The sequence below is a fragment of the Pseudomonas fluorescens genome (assembly GCF_902497785.1).
In the GTDB taxonomy this organism is placed as follows: domain Bacteria; phylum Pseudomonadota; class Gammaproteobacteria; order Pseudomonadales; family Pseudomonadaceae; genus Aquipseudomonas; species Aquipseudomonas fluorescens_BO.
Genome location: NZ_CABVHK010000004.1, coordinates 238,737 through 256,806 on the forward strand (window position 1 = coordinate 238,737; position 18,070 = coordinate 256,806).

Consider the following 18,070-nt stretch of genomic DNA (forward strand, 5'->3'; position numbering starts at 1 on the left):
AGTTCAACGTCACTACAATGATTAACAACACATTGATTGACTGCCAAACTTTCTCAACCACCCATAAAACCTAATACAGACGACACCACAACCTTCACCTCAATGGGGTGCCACGTGTCGATCGCAGAGCCACTCAAGCAGCAATTGTGCCACAACTCCATTTTTTACGAGTTTTCACGCCCTGGAGACTAGTGATCCTCCAGTCCGTATTAAATTTTCCAATTATTTCTGTCTTATAAATTTACAGTGTAAGATTTTCTTACGTAAATTTTTCATTCTAAACAGCACTGCTTTGGTGTGATTGAGCCCTCATCAGCTACACCGAGCAGAATGCAGTCATTTCATCAGGGGATTGTCTTTTGAAGCCTGGCGCTGCGACGTAATGTTGTATTTTTTCATCTTAGAATAAAGTGTCGATCTTGACATGCCCAACACTTCTGCGGTTAGTGTCAGATTAAAATTCATTGATTGTAGGGCGAGGAATACAGCTTGTCGCTCAGCATCGAATGAACCAATTTCAGTAAACTCATGATGGGTAAATGGAGTGAATTCGCCCGTGGATGAACTCTGCGCGTTAAGGACCTCCATCATTACCTCATCCTCCCATCGACTCATATCAGTGCCGGATAATCGATCATTGACGCCCCTCAACTGAGAGATATTTCCTGGCTATGGTTGGCTTGTTAGAAACCTGAAAAATACTGGGAGGCTTTTTATTAGGATGAGCTCTGGAGAAAAAATGTCGTGCAATCAGATCGATATCGTTGATTCTTTTCAGCAACGTGGAAGCGCAATAGAGCATTCGCTGAAAAATGCATGTAACCCTTTGTAAATCGCTGCTCCCTCAATATCTTCGGAAGGTCACTAGTAGTTGATGCTACGAATCGAAAACGCGTGCCCCCCCCCTCACTCAAGGGCCGCCTATGCTTCCGCAAGGCAGCCAGAGATTCGCTGCGCCGGCACGGGAAGCGCGTCGATGCTTTCAAAGAAACTGTGCCCCTTACGTCGACGGGTACACATGCTCTAAGCAGGTGGCTGAGGGGTTCAATCAGCAGCTAACAAATGTTAGAGGATGAAATTCTCAAACTCACTCATTGAAAAGGTGGCGCACATGTAAAAGCCACCTAAGCCCCAGGGCCAACGGGGGCTTTTTTGCATAAGCGGTTTAAACGTAACCGTTGAACGGGCGCGCATGTGCTGGTTGGTTGCCTTCCGACATGCAACTACCCTATTTGAACGGGCACCTCTATTGACGGAAGGAGGTTCGATCCATGAGCGAAAGCGGACAGTGGATCGCCTCTCTGCCTCCTCACTACACCAAGCGCCACAGATGGACCAGTCATGCTCTTGTTATTTTCTGAGGTGGACACCAGTGACAGCGCGTGCTGTCTGAGGGAACGTGATGTCCAGGCGTTTTGCGCTACAAGCTGGTTCCTACAGGGCGCCCGCGTCCGCGATTACCTTCTACCACTCTCCAGGTCAAGCGTTAGCTCGCCTACAGCGCTTGATCTTGATGTTGCGACCCTCCAGAGGCCGAACGCAGGTTCTGCGGAGAGGGCAATCCGGCATGATAGCCGGGTAACCGCGCACCTCCAAGGATGGCCGCTCGCGGCGGACCCACGGAACAGGGCAGAGCGAGGCACTGAAGAAAGGGGCAAAATCCCTTTTATATTTGCGGCTCTTCCAAGTGACTCTCCAAACAGCGAAACCTATAGCAGCCACAACCACAAGACCGACTATGTATCCAATCACTGAAACGTCGAATGTTACATTTGCTGCAGCGCAGAATGGGAGTTGCCCACTTTAAGCACCGGCCGTATCGCAGCAGGCATAAGGTCTCCAAAACGAATACCGCATTAGTAGTTCTTCCGCAGATCGAGTCCTGCATATAGAGAAGAGACTTCATCCGAGTAACCATTGAACATCTGTGTGTCACGCACGTTGGGCTTGAACAACCCGCTCGGCAAGCGCCGCTCCCGCGCCTGCGTCCAGCGAGGATGATCAACCGTTGGGTTCACATTGGCGTAAAAACCGTATTCATTCGCAGCAATAGTTTGCCATGTGGTTTTTGGTTGCTCATTGACGAGACTAATCCGCACGATGGATTTGACGCTCTTGAAACCATACTTCCATGGCACAATAAGCCGCAGGGGCGCGCCGTTCTGGTTAGGCAGTTCGCGTCCGTACATACCCACTGCAAGAATCGCCAATGGATTCATCGCCTCATCCAGACGCAGTCCCTCTACATAAGGCCAGTCGAGCAAGGCAAAACCCGATCGTTGCCCAGGCATGGTCTTGGGATCCTGCAACGTTTCGAATCGGATGAACTTGGCGTTGGACGTCGGCTCCACTTCCTTGAGCAGTGCAGCGATGGGAAAACCGATCCACGGAATCACCATCGACCAGGCCTCTACGCAGCGAAGCCGATAAATACGCTCTTCCAATTGATAAGGCTTCATGAAATCTTCCAGCGCATAGCGTCCCGGCTTGTTCACCTCCCCGTCTACGACCACGCTCCACGGTTCGGTTTTGAGCGAGCCAGCATAGGCTGCTGGGTCACCTTTGTCAGTGCCGAACTCATAGAAGTTGTTGTAGTGGGTCGCATCTTTGAAGGGCGTGTTCGCTTCATCCTTTACGTTCACCACTCCCCACTTGATAGAAGGATGTTTCTCGGCGAACCAAACCTGCGCATGGCCCGGCTCGACATCGGCATAGCGCGCCGCATCCGCAGCACTGACCCAGCGCGGTAAGCTGCTGACCGCCAATCCAGCGGCGGCGAGACCCAAAACACTGCGACGCGATATATAGAGGGATTCAGGCGTGACGTCCGACTCGTGACAGTCAGACGCTTTGGCAATTTTGATGAGCATGGCAACTCCGCAGCATTGAAGAATAGATAACTATGACGGAAGTTAAGCGTTTTGAGACGACGAAAACGTATCAGTCATTGCACCGGACCTGAGGTTGTGTAGGCAAGAAAACACCAACAGCAGTATCCGTGACGTCGTACCGGCGGCCATGGTAAATCGAGCATCAGGATCAGCCCCATCGCGTGATATACCAGGTCATGGACAACTGTATGAGCAACCTGTAACACGGGCACTTACATAATCATTCGGTTCGCCTGCAGCGCCAGCTCATGCAAACCGACCAGACGCGCCATGATTCGCTCGACCACCTCTACCCTGGTCACCGCGCCGCTTTGCACTTCCTCCATCGAGTGCATGGCCACTCCAGCCTTTTCCAAACCCAGACGGGTTGAACAGGCCAATTGCTGAAGCCCTTTGCGCGCCTGCTCCGCGGACTGTTCCAGCCCCGTGGCGATTTGCCGAATTTGCGCACTGGAATCCGCCGCCTGACGCGAAAGATTGCGTACCTCATCGGCGACCACCGCAAACCCTCGGCCATGGCTGCCCGCCCTCGCCGCCTCGATCGCCGCGTTCAGCGCCAACAGGTTGGTCTGACGGGAAATGTCCTGAATGCTCCCGACAATCGCACCAATGCGCATAGACTGACGGCCAAGCTCGTCGAACACTTGATCCAGACGCTGCATGTAGAGGTTCAGATCCTCCAACACACCGGCCGAAGACTGCATGCACCTCGCACTCGCCTCGACCTGTTCTCCGGCCGTACGCGCCAGTTGATTGGCAAAATGCATGTCTTTCTCGGTCTGTTGTACGGAGTCAGACAACTTATCCAGCGTAACCTGCAGTCCAGTTTTATATGTGTGTTGTTGCTTTTCGGTAGTCATAGCAGCGTCCAGGTGTAACTGAGGATCAGGCGGTTTTCGTCGATATCACTGCGGTAGTTGGAGCGGGCCATCACGTTGCGAACGCGTATTCCGAGGCCTTTGAGGCGACCACTCTGCACCGCGTAGCCAAGGTCCAGGTCACGCTCGCGGTCCTTGCCCTCGAACCCTTGGCCGGTGTCGACGTTATTACCGGAGATATAACGCACAGTGGTGGTGAGTCCCTGAATGCCAAGGGCTGCGAAGTCGTAGTCATAACGCGCCTGCCAGGAACGCTCATCGGCGTAGGCGAACTCGTAGGTCGGCACCTCGTTGCCCAGCGGCGAGATATTGGCAAAGACTCTCGGGAAGGCGCTGTCGCCGAACATACCCTGATAACCGACATAAAACGTATGGCCGCCACGCTTGGCCGACAGCAGGGAAAAGAACGCCTGGTTGTCGATGTTACCCAGCAGCTTTTTGCCATCTTCGCGCGAATCGTAATAGCCAAGGTTGGCGCCCAGTACCCAGTCGCTCATTGGTTGACTGTGTTTGAGGCCGAGAAAACGCTGGTTGTAGATATCCTCCAGTTGCCCAAACCAGGCGCTGACCGAACTGCGTTTATCGTTAAAGGCGTAATCGGCACCGGCAAAATTGAAGCCGTCGCTGCTGACCTGGCGCTGCGGCACATGACCCAGCAAGGCTTGCATTTTTTCGTCCCCGGCCTCGTTGCGCAGGCTGGTTGAACTCAAGTGACCACCCTGCAACGTCAAGCCGTTGATCTCATTCGAGCTGATGCTTGCGCCTTGATAGCTGGGCGGCAACAGACGGATATCGCTAAACGCCAGCACCGGCAGGTTGGGTTGAAGTTCACCCACCTTCAACTCGGTTTTTGAGTAACGCACCTTCACCGCGCCTTCCAGTCGGCTGTAATTATTCGCCGCGCGCCCGTCCTCCTTTACCGGGAGCAAACCGGTATTAACCCGGTCCGGACTGCTGTCGAGTTTGAGACCGAGCAGGCCGATCACATCCACGCCAAAACCCACGGGCCCCTGGGTGTAACCGGATTTGACGTTGAGAATGAAGCCCTGCGCCCACTCTTCTGCCTTCGACTGTTTGCTGGTCCCGACGATGTCGGAGAAGTTACGGCTGAAGTAGTAATTGCGCGCTTGCAAAGTGGCGGTGGTGTCTTCGATAAAGCCGCCCTCGGCCGCCATCGTACCGGCGGAGAAACTCGAGACGAGCGCCGTGGACAACACTGAGCCGGTTGTTAGAAAAATCTGTTTCATCGTTTTTTCTCTTGTTTTTATTGATCGACAGTGGGAAGTGCTTCAGCCGCTACGCTTTCGCGGCGGGCGTGCAACAACAGGTGGGTGGCCATGCCGAAAAACAGGCCCCAAAATCCAGACCCACGACAACAGCACTTCTCGCGAAAGGTTTGCGTTTTCTGTGGCCTGGAAAATGATCACCAGCGGGCCGGCGTAGAAAATCACCGTGGCGATGAATCCGGCTACGAAAAGTCCCGCAGCAACGACTTCATTACGCGCCGCCTGCCGCCTCGCCAGGAGAACGGTGGCGAAAAGGCTGAGCTTGTCTGGCGCTGCGCTGATGGCTGATGGCAAACACAGTCATGGCAATTGCAGCCACCGCGCCGGGCAAGGCAAATGCCATGAAATTCAGTTGCAGCGGCAGGCTGACTCCCAGTAAGGCACCGCCTAGCAACGGACCGACAATCGCGCCGTTGCGCCCGATGCCCGAGGCCCAACCCAAACCGGTGGAGCGAATGGTCATCGAGTAGAACTGCGCAGCGCAGGCATACAGCAAAATCTGCGAGCCGATGGTCGTGGCGCCGGCGATAGCGATCAGCAGGTACAACATCGGTGTGGGACTGTTAAAACCGAGTAGGGTGATCGATACGGCCGCCACGGTGAAGAACACCGCCAACACTCGCGGCAGGTTGAGCCTGTCACCCAGTACGCCGCCGCCGACCGCGCCGAAAATCGCGCCAAAATTGAGCACCAACAGGAACGACAGGCTCGAACCCAAGCTGTAACCGGCGTTGGTCATCAGTTTCGGCAGCCACGAACTTAGCGCGTAGACCATCAGCAAGCAGCAGAAAAATGCCAGCCACAGCATCAGCGTGCGCAGTGCCCGGCCCTCGCGAAATAATTGCAACACCGGGGCGCCGGCCCCCTTCACCTCGCTCATATCGAGTTGATCGCTGGATTGCGCGACATAGGTCGGCTCCACCCGCTGCAGAATGTGGCGCGCCTCCTCAGTGCGTCCCTGGCGCAGCATGAAACCCACCGACTCAGGCATGAAATACATGATCAGCGGCAACAACAGCAGCGGGAGCACCGCAACGTAGAACACCGGCTGCCAACCGAAACTCGGGATCAGCACGATACCCAGCCCCGCCGAGAGCATGCCGCCCACCGAGTAGCCACTGAACATGATCGCCACCAGCGTGCTGCGGATTTTCTTCGGCGCGTACTCGTTCATCAATGCCACGACGTTGGGCATCACCCCGCCGATGCCCAGGCCGGCAATGAAGCGGCAAATCCCGAATTCCGTGGGGTTGCGCGCGAATCCGTTGAGCACGGTAAAGCCACTAAAGAGCATCACGCAGATAGTGATGGCTTTCTTGCGGCCAATCCTGTCCGAGAGCGGGCCGAAAAACAGCGCGCCGAACATCATTCCGAACAAGGCGTAGCTGCCCAGTGCACCGGCCTGCAAGGGACTGAGCCCCCACTCTTTCATCAGCATCGGCAGCACCACGCCGTAAATCACCAGATCGTAACCGTCGAAGATGATGATCAAGGCACACCAGAACAGCACCATCCAGTGGAAGCGGTTGAATCGTGCGTTGTCGATAACCTCATGTACGTCAATTTTGCGCATGGCATTTATCTCTTGTTGTTGTTTTGTCGGAGCGTCGACAAAGCGGCTAACGTCCCGTAAAGCCGAGGGTAAAGTTCCTAGGCGTTAGGTAATATCCGCTGTGCGCAGATTGCTATCCGTTTTGTGCATGGGCCTGAACGGCTCGTGGGGGAGAGGTTTCGCGAGAAGCCTCTGTCCCTCTGCGACAAACTGTCTTTTGCGAACGCATTTGAGCGCTAAGCGTTGGCATATGAAGGACTCTGATTACGGTCGAGCAAGCCAAAGCGTTTCTTTCTAACGCGCGTCAACGGGAGCGCGGGCATTAGGTGTGCCAGCGCCTGCTGCAGGCTCGAACGTTTGTCCCCGCCGGAGAGTCGTTGGACGTACTGTTTTTGAGGTGCCAATTTCAACGGATTTGTCCTAAGTTTATTGATCAGGTTCCGCCCGATATCTGTGGGCCCTGTCTTGCCTAATTGGGCCGCACTTTTGGGCTTCAACGAACTAGCGCGGAGCATCTACCTAGCACCTAACCGCTCAACCCGGCCGGCGCGTCCAGCGCGATGTAACCGGCGTAACCATCAGTCATGACGTAGCCGCGATTGCCATCGAGCAGGCGCCTCAGTACGCCCCGTGCTCGTCTGCATGGAAGAGTCAAAAAGCATCACCGCTTGGTCTGCCCGGCCGCCGATCGGCACCCACATCTCCGATTGACCGCTTCGCTCCCGGTAAGCCCCTTTCAACACCTGCAGCGTGTTGCGTCGCCGTGGTTGACGCGGCAAGCCAGTAGCCTATTGCGCGTTGAAATCGTCAGCGGCTGCGAGTGTTGGCCGCGCTAGATAACCCAGTGCGCCAGGGTCGGGCGCGGGATATCGAGGTCATGGCAGCCCGGTACTTTTTCAAAACGGTGATGCGGTAAACACACACGAACTTCGTTCGTCAGTAGCATCCCCGGAACACCTAGGCTAACCATGCTTTTTTCAATCATTAAGCCGGCTTGTCCGCGATAACGGACCGCACCCGTCGCAATGCAGTCCATTTAAGAAGACTTTCGAGCATGCTGAAAATCTGTGGCGAGTCCATTTATCTCTGTTCGGCTGCGTAGCAGTCGCGAATCCAAGTAACTTAATCAGCAAAGTCGACCCTAGGGGTCGCTTCCGCGACCCCTAGGGATATCCTGTCATCACACCGTCAGTGCTATCGCTTAAATGAACAGCGTTGCGACCCCCATTCGGGGTTTATAATCGGGTTTTAACATTCAATCGATGTTCAGAAGATGTTAATCGGGTAATCCACGAACACACGCACTTCGTTGCCGCTGACGTTGTACTCGCTCGACTTCTGCGATACCCGCAGGATCGAGCTGCGCAGTTTCACGCTGAGGTCTTTGGCTGGGCCGCTTTGGACGACGTATTTGAACTGGTTGAAGATTTCGCGCTCGGTACCGCCTTCGCTGGTGGAAGTGGTGATGTTGTCGCCGCGCACGTAGGCGAAGTTGTAGCTCAGGCCAGGCACGCCGAAGGTGCCGAAGTCGAGGCCGTAGCCCAACTGCCAGCTGCGTTCGTCTTCAGCGTTGAAGTCGGACCAGTAGGAGTTCGCCAGGTAGATGGTGTTGCCGCCGTCACCCACACGACCTTGGCCGCGCTGATAGCCGCCGTAGGCGTAGCCCAGGTTGCTGTCGCCGGTGCTGCGCTGGTGGGCGATGGTGAACGAGTGCGGGCCGGTGGCGAAGGTGGCCGCCAGGCTCCAGATCTTGTTGTCGTCGCCGGTGGCGCCGCTGTCACGGACGTAGGAGTCTTCCAGCTTGGTGCGATAGCCGTTGAAGTCCAGGGTCAGGGACTGATCCTTGTCGATCGGGAACACGTAGTTGGCGTTGAGGTACTGTTTCTTCAACACGTCTTCAACGTCGGAAGCGTAGACCGCAGCCTTGAATTGCTCGGTGAACTGGTAGCTGCCGCCCAGTACGTTGATCGACTTCAGGCCACCGCTGTCACGGCCTTCAGCGCTCTTGCGCGATTCGGCGGTAAAACGACCGGCGTTCAGCTCCAGGCCCTTGATCTCCTTGGAGGTTATCAGGGTGCCGGTGTAGCTTTCCGGCAGCAGGCGCGAGTTGTCGTAGCTCAGTACCGGCAGGGCCGGCATCTGGTCGCCGTAGGTCAGCGTGGTGCTAGAGAGTCGGAATTTGACCGCTGCGCCGGCCTTCGATAGGTCGTCAGCCGCGTTCCCGCTGTCGCCTTTTTTGAAGAAGTCGATACCTTGAGCACCAGTACGACCTTTGCCACCATCCAGACGCAGTGCGTACAGACCGAAAGCGTCCACGCCCACACCGACGGTGCCTTGGGTGAAACCGGACGAAAACGTACCGATGGCCGCTTGGCCCCACTCGACTTTGTCAGGATTGCCGTCTTTGTAGTCACGATTCATGTAAGCATTGCGAAGGAGCACATTGAGGCTGCTGTCTTCAACAAAACCCTTGGATGCGGCCTGGTCGTTAGCTATGGCCTGTGTGGCGCTCAACATCCCCAGAGCAATCAGGCTGATTCGATAATTCAACATTTTGGTCTTTTCCTTATTATGCTTGGTAAGTGCTGTATCGAACGGCTCGAACGGTCTATCGCTTTTTTTCCGTTGATATAACGAGTCCGGCCATCAGGACACCATGGCGAGCCTTATTATTGTTTTATTAGTAATGGCGGTTGGCCACAGGCGTTAGGTCAGCTGTTCAGCGCTCATCGGCAAGTCGAAGACTGGGTCCTGGCCGGGGTGATCATTGTGGCGCGAGCTACCCTATCCGCCGGATCCGCCTCCCCCCAGCGAAGCCTAAATTGCCCTGTTCTTCGGATCTGGATCATGCCATTCATCAAAAATCTTGCGGTCCATCGAGTGAGTCTTGGCCAAACACACGGTGTCAATTTCGCTAAAAAAAACGCATAGCAGATCGTAGCGCATGAGCAGATGGAGCAATGTTTGCAGATGCTCACTTTCATAGTGATGCCTTCTTGCCTCATCGCTGTTCCAGACTCCGCAGATGGACCAATCATACTGGTGTGTTTTTTTTTCACAAAGCGTGTAGCTCAAACAATCAGGCATAGCATTTAGAGTATCCATGACGCACTGAATTTCGTGCAGTTCGAAAGGTGGCGCTGCCCGGAATGAAATTTTGATCACGTTGGAATGTTGTATTAATTCCATACCACTGGATGAATTAATCATTATCTGACACCTCGACTCCTGCCTTGTCTTTTGCTACTAGACGTCTTCAACTAGCAGCAGGGTATGGAGAGAATGAAGGTCAACTCCAATGTTCTAGATTTTTTAAGCTCAAGAATGAAACCGCTCTACCCTGTAACAGGACTAATTCTTCGACTGCCCCACCTATTCTGCAGATTGCTCGATAACAGGGATTACGCGTTACTTAATGCGCTTGACTACGTTGCTGATCTCTTACGCTGAAGCTTACTTCGGCGTTTCGACGTGGCGCTAAAACAAGCGCGCGAAGGCTCATCTACTCACATAGTACATCTCCTCTGTGCATACACCCCAAATCACGCATCGGATGTAGCGTGACAATGGCAATATCCGGGTTGGTACCATAGGTGTATGTGCTCCAGGTTTGGCATGTCTTTGGTCCCAGAGTTACCTGTGACTGCGATGTTTCGAAACGACAAGGTTGATTTAGGGCAATGGTTTCGAGAATGAGTTGGTGTACGCTTTGTTTCTCTTTAGCTCGTATGACGCAGACGAGAACAGGTTATTCCATGGCTAACTGACAAATTTATGAAACGCGTAGGTATTGATGCGCGATAGCTGCCAGGAGCAACAATCCAGGGAGGCTGTCGAACCATAAAATGGGTTTCCTGGTTCACGGGGGGACACCACCAGCGGCAGGTCCATAGAAAGAGATTTGACGTATTCGGTTACAACGCTCATTGGACTCCGTTGGGCATGCGACCTTGAGAGCATGCGCGAGTCGTCGTCAATACAGAATGTCCTAGCACCAACCGACGTAGGTCTTTCGACCGAGCAATCGAGCTAGCAGCCCCGCGAGCCAACCCCGTCGTATCTTAATTTAGGTGTAGATACTTGTAGCCCTAAGTTCCAAAGCAGGCTTCGTGTGTGACCCTGGGCATCTTAAGGTGGAGAAGCGGACAAAGGCTATGTCAGAGAACGGGTATCCAATGCCAGAGGATCCTTCACTGACGAAGGCTGTGAACGAGCCACTTGAAAGACAGGGCACCGTTTCCCCCTTAACATTAGGGATAGGCAAACGATTGTGTTTATGACTAATAGAAACGACAAGAATGTAGAACTACTTGGCCAGGAGCGGCGCCGCCGCTGGAGTCCGGAGCAAAAACTGACGATGGTTCGCGAGAGTCTTCAACCGGGACAAAGTGTTTCGGTGGTGGCTCGGCAGAACGGCGCTAATGCCAACCAGCTATCAGTGGCGCAAGCTCTATCAGAGCGGCAGTCTCTCGGCCGTCAGTGCCGGAGAGACCGTGGTGCCGGCTTCTGAGTTGTAATCTGCGTGACCTGACCATCGGGGGCCACGGCATTAAGACGGGCCACCAGTTGCCCGCAGGTGGTATCGCTGGCCACTCGCAGGCTCAAACGCACGTCGCCCAGCAGAGCCAGCGGCTCGGTCAGCGGCAGGAAGTCTAAGAACAGGGAGTGAGCATCGTCGCGGCGCTGATCCGACGGGCGGTAGGGACCCAACCGTGGCGCCATAATCATCGAGGGTCTGGTGTTGCAGCCAGGTCTTGGCCAGCAGCGGTATGGCGTCCAGGCGCTCTTGCCACATGGCTTTCCCGTCTTCGCCCACCAGCGAAGGATCGGGCACCGCAGCGCTGAAGTTGAGCATGGTGGCGGCCCAGCCGAAATTCTCCATCAGCAGGTTGCCACCCTTGGATCATCCCCGGCAGCCGCCGAGGTTAGAGAGTATCTTCACTTCGTCGATGCCGACAAAGGCCACCATCACCCAAGACACGGTGCCGATGATTACGCCCCAGACGATCTTGAGCGCCGCGTTGCCGTCCAGATCGGAATCGGCGGTGACGCCCTTGCTGCAGGTTGGCAATGACATCGGTGCTGGAGTCGGGGGGTGACGAACGAATTAAAGGCGACAACAACAGGAACGCGATCATCAGGCCACTGGCCGGCAACTGGTGAAACATCTGGTACAGCGCATGCTCGATGCCCAGCACATCGAAATACAGGCTGCACCCGGAGAAGATGCAGATCCACGCTGCGGTGAACAACGCCGGGTATAGCATGTTGACATGGATAAATTCGCGCACCGTGTAGCCCCGGCCGATCTTGCCGAGGAACAGCGCGCTCACCGACGCCCAAGCGAACCACACTGACCAGTAGAACATCGTCCAGCTTTGCGGCCAAGTGTCGCTACTGGCGGCACCGGTAAACAGGCTGCGTCTTAAGAAATTGTCGAGGTGAACACCCAGGATTCGACGCCGAAACTGATCATGTACAGAGTCGGTCCACAAAACAGCACGAGCAACCCCAGGGCCAGCTTGATCCAGGTATTGAACGAAGACAGCATGACGATCCCGCGTTGCAAACCAATGGCGGCCGAGGCGACGAAGGTGATGAAGATCAAGGCGATGATCAGCCCCGGAGAAAGGGCATGGTTTCGCCGCCGATGTGCTGGCTCAGGCCGCCGGACAACGTCAGTGCGCCGGTGCCCAGGAACAAGGCCGTGGCGGCCACCAGGGCAAACATCGCCAGGGTATCGATCAGCCCCGCGTAGCGTTTGACCCGCTGCTCGCCGAGCAATGGTTGCAGCATGGCGCCAATGGAAACATTGCTGCGCAGGTTGTAGAACACCGACGAACGCCAAGGATGGCACCACGTAAATGGTATAGGGGGGATGGTTCAGTGCAGGAACATCGTTGACATCGCAAAGCTCTTGGCAGCCGCGCTACCGGCCTCGATCGGCAGGCTGGTGGGGGGCGAATACAGGCGATAGAGCGGCTCGGCCGTGGTCCAGATCAACACCCCCACTGCCAACGTGGTACACAGCGCGACCATGAACCAGCGCCATTTACTCAGCATGGGCTTGGCGTTTTCACCGCCGATGCGCACCTTGCCCAGTTGCAACAGGTAGACGATGCCCGTCAGCACCACCATGGCAAACGAGCCAGCGCTGAACAGCCAGGAGAAGTTATCGAGAATCGTCGTATTGAGCTGTTTGCTGACCGCAAGGAACGCATTCAGGTCGACATAACTGGCAATTACCGCCGCCAGCAAAATCAGAAAGGTTGGCCAGAAGACCAACGGACGCAATGGGTATTTCATGTTGTGCGATTCCCCAGACAGACTATTTTTATTGCCTTTGCAGGCCATTTTTAGAGGGCGAACGCCGCGCATCCCGCGTCGGGTGGCTCGCCTTGAAGTCTTCGCGCGGGTATAGATAACCGTTTATGCACAACCGCAATCGATCAATGCGTATGGGGAGCATTCCCTCAGGTCATGACGCACCCATACAGATCAAAGTGACGTTGGGGGCACAGTTGCAGTGCCATCACGAATGGAAGTGCAACGATCAGGTCAAGACTGGGGCTCGAAATACCGCGTAAAGAACGCATATAAAAAGGCTATTGGCCATAACGATTACGTCACCTCTATTGAACCACCGCCAACAACCCCACTACCGTGACTTTCTGCACACTCATCTATACGCCGTCTTAATACCCGCACCCGCAATCAGTGCCTGAGCTTGATACCCCGTCCCTTAACCTCCCCGCGTCCGCTATTGCGGCTTATTAACAAGGGGAGCTTTGCCGTGTTGACACTCACATTCATATATATCGCCAGCGGCTTATGTGCCGTGGGCCTGTTCGCTTATCTGGGTTATGCCCTTATTCGCGCCGAAAAATTCTAGGGAGTTCGCCATGTACGACTTGATCTTTGTAGGCATCTCCCTGGTGTTTTTTGCTGCGACTGCCATGGCCATTGTTGCCATGGGCAAGATTTGAACGGAGGCTCAATATGTTAAGCACTTTGCTGGAATTTGCGCTGGTCTTGGGGTTGATGACCGGGCTCGCCGTGCTGATGGGCAAGTGGCTGGCCCGGGTATTTACCGGGACCCACCACGCCCTGCCGGAACGCGCGACGTTTCGCCTGCTGGGCATTGATCCCCTGGAGACCATGGGCTGGGCCCGTTATGGCTCGGCGCTGGTGTTGTCGAACGCGGCGATGATGCTGCTGGGTTATTTCATCCTGCGCCTGCAAGCAGTCATGCCGATCAACCCCCTGGGGTTGGCGGCGCAGGCACCGGACCTGGCGTTCAACACCGCCGCGTCCTTTATTACCAACACCAACTGGCAGGCGTACTCGGGCGAAACCAGCCTGTCTAACTTCAGCCAGATGGCGGTCATTACCTTTCTGATGTTTGTCGGCGCCACCTCCGGCGTGGTGGCTGCGGCCGCGTTTATTCGCGGACTGAGTCGCGCCAGTTCGGCGGACATCGGCAACTTTTGGGTCGACTTCACCCGCACCCTCTACCGGGTGATGCTGCCGCTGTGCGTGGGCATGGCGCTGGTGTATGTCTGGCAAGGCATGCCGCAGACCTTCGCGTCTCAAGCCCTGGCTACGACGCTGGAAGGCGCGCAACAACAGTTGATCGTCGGCGCAGTTGCCAGCTTTGAATCGATCAAGCACGTCGGCACCAATGGCGGTGGCTTTTTCAGCATGAACGCCGCGCACCCGTTCGAAAACCCGACGCCGCTGACCAACATCCTGCACATCCTCAGCATGTTGCTGATCCCATCGGCACTGACCTACACCTTCGGCAGCATGCTGGCACGTCGGCGTCAGGGCTGGGTGTTTTTCGGCACGTTCCTGGTGATGTTCATCGGCTTTTTGGCCCTGGTCTACGGTTCGGAGCAGAACGGCAACCCATTTCTGACCCAGGCCGGCGCCAATCAGACACTGTCGATAGAGCAGAGCGGCGGCAATATGGAAGGCAAGGAACTGCGCTTCGGCGTCGCCGACAGCAGCTTGTTCATTGCGACTACCACGGCTGCAACCACCGGTTCCGTCAACACCATGCACGACTCGTTGACGCCCATGGGCGGCTTCGTGCCACTGGCGCAGATGATGCTCAACTGCGTGTTTGGCGGCGACGGCGTGGGCTTTATCAACCTGATCCAGTACGCACTGCTGACGGTGTTCCTGGTGGGCATGATGATCGGCCGCAGTCCCGAATTCCTCGGCAAGAAGATCGAGGCCCGGGAGATGAAACTGGTGATGCTCTCGGTACTGGCGCACCCCATCAGCATCCTTGGTTTCACCGCCCTCGCCTCGGTGTGGCCCGACACCATGGCCAGCCTCAACAACCTCGGCCCCCACGGTTTCAGCGAGGTGCTGTACGCCTACACCTCGGGTACCGCCAACAACGGTTCGGCCTTTGCTGGCTTAAACGCCAACACGCCGTTTTTCAACACCACCATTGGCCTGGCGATGCTGATCGGACGCTTCTTTACCATGCTGCCCATGCTGGCAGTGGCCGGTTCCCTGGCGATGAAGAAAACCGTACCTGCCGGTGCTGGCACCATCCCCACCGCCACACCGCTGTTCATGTTGCTGGTGGTGTTCGTGGTGCTGGTGGTCGGCGGTCTGACTTTCCTGCCGGCGCTCGCGCTTGGCCCGCTGGTGGAGCAACTGCAGTTGCTGTCCGGCCAGACGTACAAATAAGGACACGTTGATGACGACTCAATCGATATTCAAAGGGCTGTTGCGTCCGGTGCTGGTCTCGGCAGTGTTTTTCATGGCCCTTACGGGCCTGGCATACCCGATATTCACCACCTTTGCCGCACAACTGTTGTTCCCATTCCAGGCCCAGGGTTCGCTGCTCGAGCGCGACGGCCTGGTAATCGGCTCGGCCCTGATCGGCCAGTACTTCACCCGCCCGGAGTATTTCCACGGCCGCCCAAGCATGACCCTCGGCGCTGACCCGCAAGACCCGAGCAAAAGCGTGTCGCAGCCCTACAATGCCGGTTCCAGCGGCGCCAGCAACCTGGGGCCGACCAACCAGAAACTGATCGACCAGGTCAGTGCGCGGGTTTTGGCGTATCGCCAGGAGAACGCCCTCGCCGCCGATGCGCAAGTGCCGGTGGATGCCGTCACTGCCTCTGCCTCCGGTCTGGACCCACATATCTCAGTGGCCAACGCACGGATCCAACTGGCACGGGTGGCCCTGCTGCGGCAGATGCCCGAAGCCGAATTGCTGCAACTGGTGAGCGACCACACCGCTGCCCGCACCCTCGCCCTGCTCGGCGAGCCACGGGTCAATGTGCTGCAACTCAACCTCGCGCTGGACGCTCGTCTGCCCCTGCGTCAGCCCCCTATCGCGGCCAGTGAGTAAGAGATTCCCCTCATGATCAAGAATGCTCGTTTACCTCTGTTTGATCGGCGCATTGTGCTCACCGCCTGCATCGACGCTTTTAAGAAACTGCTGCCCCAGGCCCAGTGGAAAAATCCGGTGATGTTCGTGGTGTACCTGGGCAGCATTCTCACCACGCTGCTTTGGTTCCAGTCCCTGGGCGGAGCGGGTGAAGCCCCCAGCGGCTTTATATTAGGCATCACCCTGTGGCTGTGGTTCACCGTACTGTTCGCCAACTTCGCCGAGGCCCTGGCCGAGGGACGCAGCCGCGCCCAGGCAGCATGCCTGCGCAGCATGAAGCGCCAGACCCTGGCCAAATTGCTGCAACAACCCCGGCACGGTGCGGCCTGGTTGCCCACTGAAGCCAGTCTGTTGCGCAAGGACAGCGTGGTGCTGATCGAAGCCGGCGACCTGGTGCCCCTGGACGGTGTGGTAATCGAAGGCGTGGCCTCGGTGGATGAGAGCGCGATCACCGGCGAATCGGCTCCGGTGATTCGCGAAGCGGGTGGCGACTTTTCCTCGGTCACCGGCGGCACGCGGGTGCTGTCGGACTGGCTGGTGGTGCGCATCAGCGTCAACCCCGGTGAGTCGTTTCTCGATCGCATGATCTCCATGGTCGAGTCCGCCAAGCGCCAGAAGACGCCCAACGAGGTAGCCCTGAACATTTTGCTGGTGGGGCTGACCCTGTTGTTTCTGCTGGTGATCGCCACCCTGAGCCCCTATTCGATTTTCGCCGTAGCCATGAGCGGCACCGGCAGCGTGATCAGTGCCACAGTGCTGGTGGCGTTGCTGGTGTGCCTGATCCCCACCACCATCGGCGGCCTGCTCTCAGCCATTGGCGTGGCGGGGATGAGCCGGATGATGTCGGCCAATGTAATCGCCACTTCAGGCCGGGCCGTCGAGGCGGCTGGCGATGTCGACGTGTTGTTGCTGGACAAGACCGGCACCATCACCCTGGGTAATCGCCAGGCCAGCAGTTTCCTGCCGGCACCAGGCATCAAGGAAGCCGAGTTGGCGGACGCCGCGCAACTGGCGTCCCTGGCCGATGAAACCCCTGAAGGTCGCAGCATTGTGGTGCTGGCAAAACAGAAGTTCGACCTGCGGGCGCGAGACATCAACGCCCTGGGTGCCAGCTTTGTCCACTTCACCGCACAAACCCGCATGAGCGGCGTCGACCTACCCGAGGGCCGGACCATTCGCAAGGGTGCGGCGGATGCTATTCGCAGTCATATCGAAGCCTTGGGTGGGAGCTTTCCGGCGGCGTTACAGGCCAAGGTCGATGAAGTCTCACGGCGCGGCAGCACGCCGCTGGTGGTGTCCGACGGTTCCAAGGCACTGGGCGTGGTAGAGCTCAAAGACGTGGTAAAGGGCGGTATCAAGGAGCGCTTCGTGGAACTGCGGCGCATGGGCATCAAGACGGTGATGATCACCGGCGACAACCGCCTGACCGCAGCGGCGATTGCCGTGGAGGCTGGTGTCGACGACTTCCTCGCCGAGGCTCGCCCGGAGGACAAGCTGCAACTGATCCGCGACTACCAGGCCCAGGGCAAGCTCGTCGCCATGACCGGCGACGGCACCAACGACGCTCCTGCACTGGCCCAGGCCGACGTGGCGGTAGCAATGAACAGCGGCACCCAGGCAGCGAAAGAGGCCGGCAACATGGTCGACTTGGACAGCAACCCGACCAAGCTGATCGAAGTGGTCGAGGTCGGCAAACAGATGCTGATGACCCGTGGCGCCCTGACCACCTTCAGCGTCGCCAACGACGTGGCGAAGTATTTCGCTATCATCCCGGCGGCATTCGTGGCGACCTATCCGCAGCTCGGTGCCTTGAACGTCATGCACCTGACCAGCCCCAACTCGGCGATTCTCAGTGCGGTGATTTTCAACGCGCTGATCATTGTCGCGTTGATTCCACTGGCGCTGCGCGGCGTGACCTATCGGGCCATTGGTGCGGCGGCGTTGCTTAACCGCAACTTGCTGATCTATGGCGTGGGTGGGGTGCTGGTGCCATTTGCCGGGATCAAGGTAATTGACATGGTGTTGACTGGACTAGGTCTGGTGTAACG

General features: G+C 56.7%; 11 protein-coding genes and 5 pseudogenes. 5 read left to right on the plus strand and 11 right to left on the minus strand.

Annotation, left to right across the window (positions count from 1 at the left end):
- Window positions 1–336 precede the first annotated feature (336 nt).
- The 8 genes and pseudogenes from F8N62_RS08060 to F8N62_RS08100 form a co-directional block, all read right to left on the minus strand.
- The gene (locus tag F8N62_RS08060) at window positions 337–591 is read right to left on the minus strand and encodes a helix-turn-helix domain-containing protein (protein WP_191632359.1); all 255 of its coding nucleotides are present in this window, start codon (window positions 589–591) and stop codon (window positions 337–339) included.
- A 1,265-nt stretch (window positions 592–1,856) separates the two neighbouring features.
- On the minus strand, window positions 1,857–2,870 hold the full coding sequence (gene msrP / locus F8N62_RS08065; protein ID WP_150710450.1) for a protein-methionine-sulfoxide reductase catalytic subunit MsrP: 1,014 nt from the start codon (window positions 2,868–2,870) through the stop codon (window positions 1,857–1,859).
- Window positions 2,871–3,103: 233 nt separating this feature from the next.
- Window positions 3,104–3,481: pseudogene (locus F8N62_RS31795) on the minus strand (methyl-accepting chemotaxis protein); the annotation flags it as partial.
- 266 nt (window positions 3,482–3,747) lie between these two features.
- Window positions 3,748–5,016: an OprD family porin gene (locus tag F8N62_RS08080; RefSeq protein ID WP_150710452.1), complete on the minus strand. Its 1,269-nt coding sequence runs from the start codon at window positions 5,014–5,016 to the stop codon at window positions 3,748–3,750.
- Window positions 5,017–5,124: 108 nt separating this feature from the next.
- Window positions 5,125–5,292, minus strand: a pseudogene (locus F8N62_RS08085) (benzoate/H(+) symporter BenE family transporter); the annotation flags it as partial.
- Window positions 5,267–6,628 (minus strand): aromatic acid/H+ symport family MFS transporter, encoded by a 1,362-nt coding sequence (locus tag F8N62_RS08090; protein ID WP_150710453.1) that lies wholly within the window; start codon window positions 6,626–6,628, stop codon window positions 5,267–5,269. The pseudogene F8N62_RS08085 and the gene F8N62_RS08090, both read right to left, overlap by 26 nt.
- A gap of 1,245 nt (window positions 6,629–7,873) precedes the next feature.
- A complete protein-coding gene (locus F8N62_RS08095) occupies window positions 7,874–9,160 on the minus strand; it encodes an OprD family porin (protein ID WP_150710454.1) in 1,287 nt (428 codons plus the stop codon).
- A 264-nt stretch (window positions 9,161–9,424) separates the two neighbouring features.
- Complete coding sequence (locus F8N62_RS08100; RefSeq protein WP_150710455.1) at window positions 9,425–9,817, minus strand: antibiotic biosynthesis monooxygenase; 393 nt, start codon at window positions 9,815–9,817, stop codon at window positions 9,425–9,427.
- 1,066 nt (window positions 9,818–10,883) lie between these two features.
- On the opposite strand from F8N62_RS08100, the pseudogene F8N62_RS08105 reads away from it, so the two are divergent.
- Window positions 10,884–11,121: pseudogene (locus tag F8N62_RS08105) on the plus strand (transposase); the annotation flags it as partial.
- On the opposite strand, the gene F8N62_RS31800 reads toward F8N62_RS08105, so the two are convergent.
- From F8N62_RS31800 to F8N62_RS32060, 3 genes and pseudogenes are all read right to left on the minus strand, one after another.
- Window positions 11,084–11,335 carry a CocE/NonD family hydrolase C-terminal non-catalytic domain-containing protein gene (locus tag F8N62_RS31800; protein ID WP_318181474.1) on the minus strand — a complete coding sequence of 84 codons (252 nt, stop codon included), beginning with the start codon at window positions 11,333–11,335 and terminating at the stop codon, window positions 11,084–11,086. The pseudogene F8N62_RS08105 and the gene F8N62_RS31800 overlap by 38 nt on opposite strands.
- 197 nt (window positions 11,336–11,532) lie before the next feature.
- Window positions 11,533–12,215: pseudogene (locus F8N62_RS31805) on the minus strand (BCCT family transporter).
- Window positions 12,216–12,223: 8 nt separating this feature from the next.
- Window positions 12,224–12,985, minus strand: a pseudogene (locus tag F8N62_RS32060) (BCCT family transporter).
- Between the two features lie 415 nt (window positions 12,986–13,400).
- On the opposite strand from F8N62_RS32060, the gene kdpF reads away from it, so the two are divergent.
- The 4 genes from kdpF (at window position 13,401) to kdpB (ending at window position 18,068) form a co-directional block, all read left to right on the plus strand.
- Window positions 13,401–13,499 (plus strand): K(+)-transporting ATPase subunit F, encoded by a 99-nt coding sequence (gene kdpF / locus F8N62_RS08120; RefSeq protein WP_074851717.1) that lies wholly within the window; start codon window positions 13,401–13,403, stop codon window positions 13,497–13,499.
- A 107-nt stretch (window positions 13,500–13,606) separates the two neighbouring features.
- Window positions 13,607–15,313 (plus strand): potassium-transporting ATPase subunit KdpA, encoded by a 1,707-nt coding sequence (gene kdpA / locus F8N62_RS08125; RefSeq protein WP_150710456.1) that lies wholly within the window; start codon window positions 13,607–13,609, stop codon window positions 15,311–15,313.
- 10 nt (window positions 15,314–15,323) lie between these two features.
- Window positions 15,324–15,983: a K(+)-transporting ATPase subunit C gene (gene kdpC, locus F8N62_RS08130; protein ID WP_150710457.1), complete on the plus strand. Its 660-nt coding sequence runs from the start codon at window positions 15,324–15,326 to the stop codon at window positions 15,981–15,983.
- 12 nt (window positions 15,984–15,995) lie between these two features.
- Window positions 15,996–18,068 carry a potassium-transporting ATPase subunit KdpB gene (gene kdpB / locus F8N62_RS08135; RefSeq protein ID WP_150710458.1) on the plus strand — a complete coding sequence of 691 codons (2,073 nt, stop codon included), beginning with the start codon at window positions 15,996–15,998 and terminating at the stop codon, window positions 18,066–18,068.
- The last annotated feature ends 2 nt before the right edge of the window (window positions 18,069–18,070 follow it).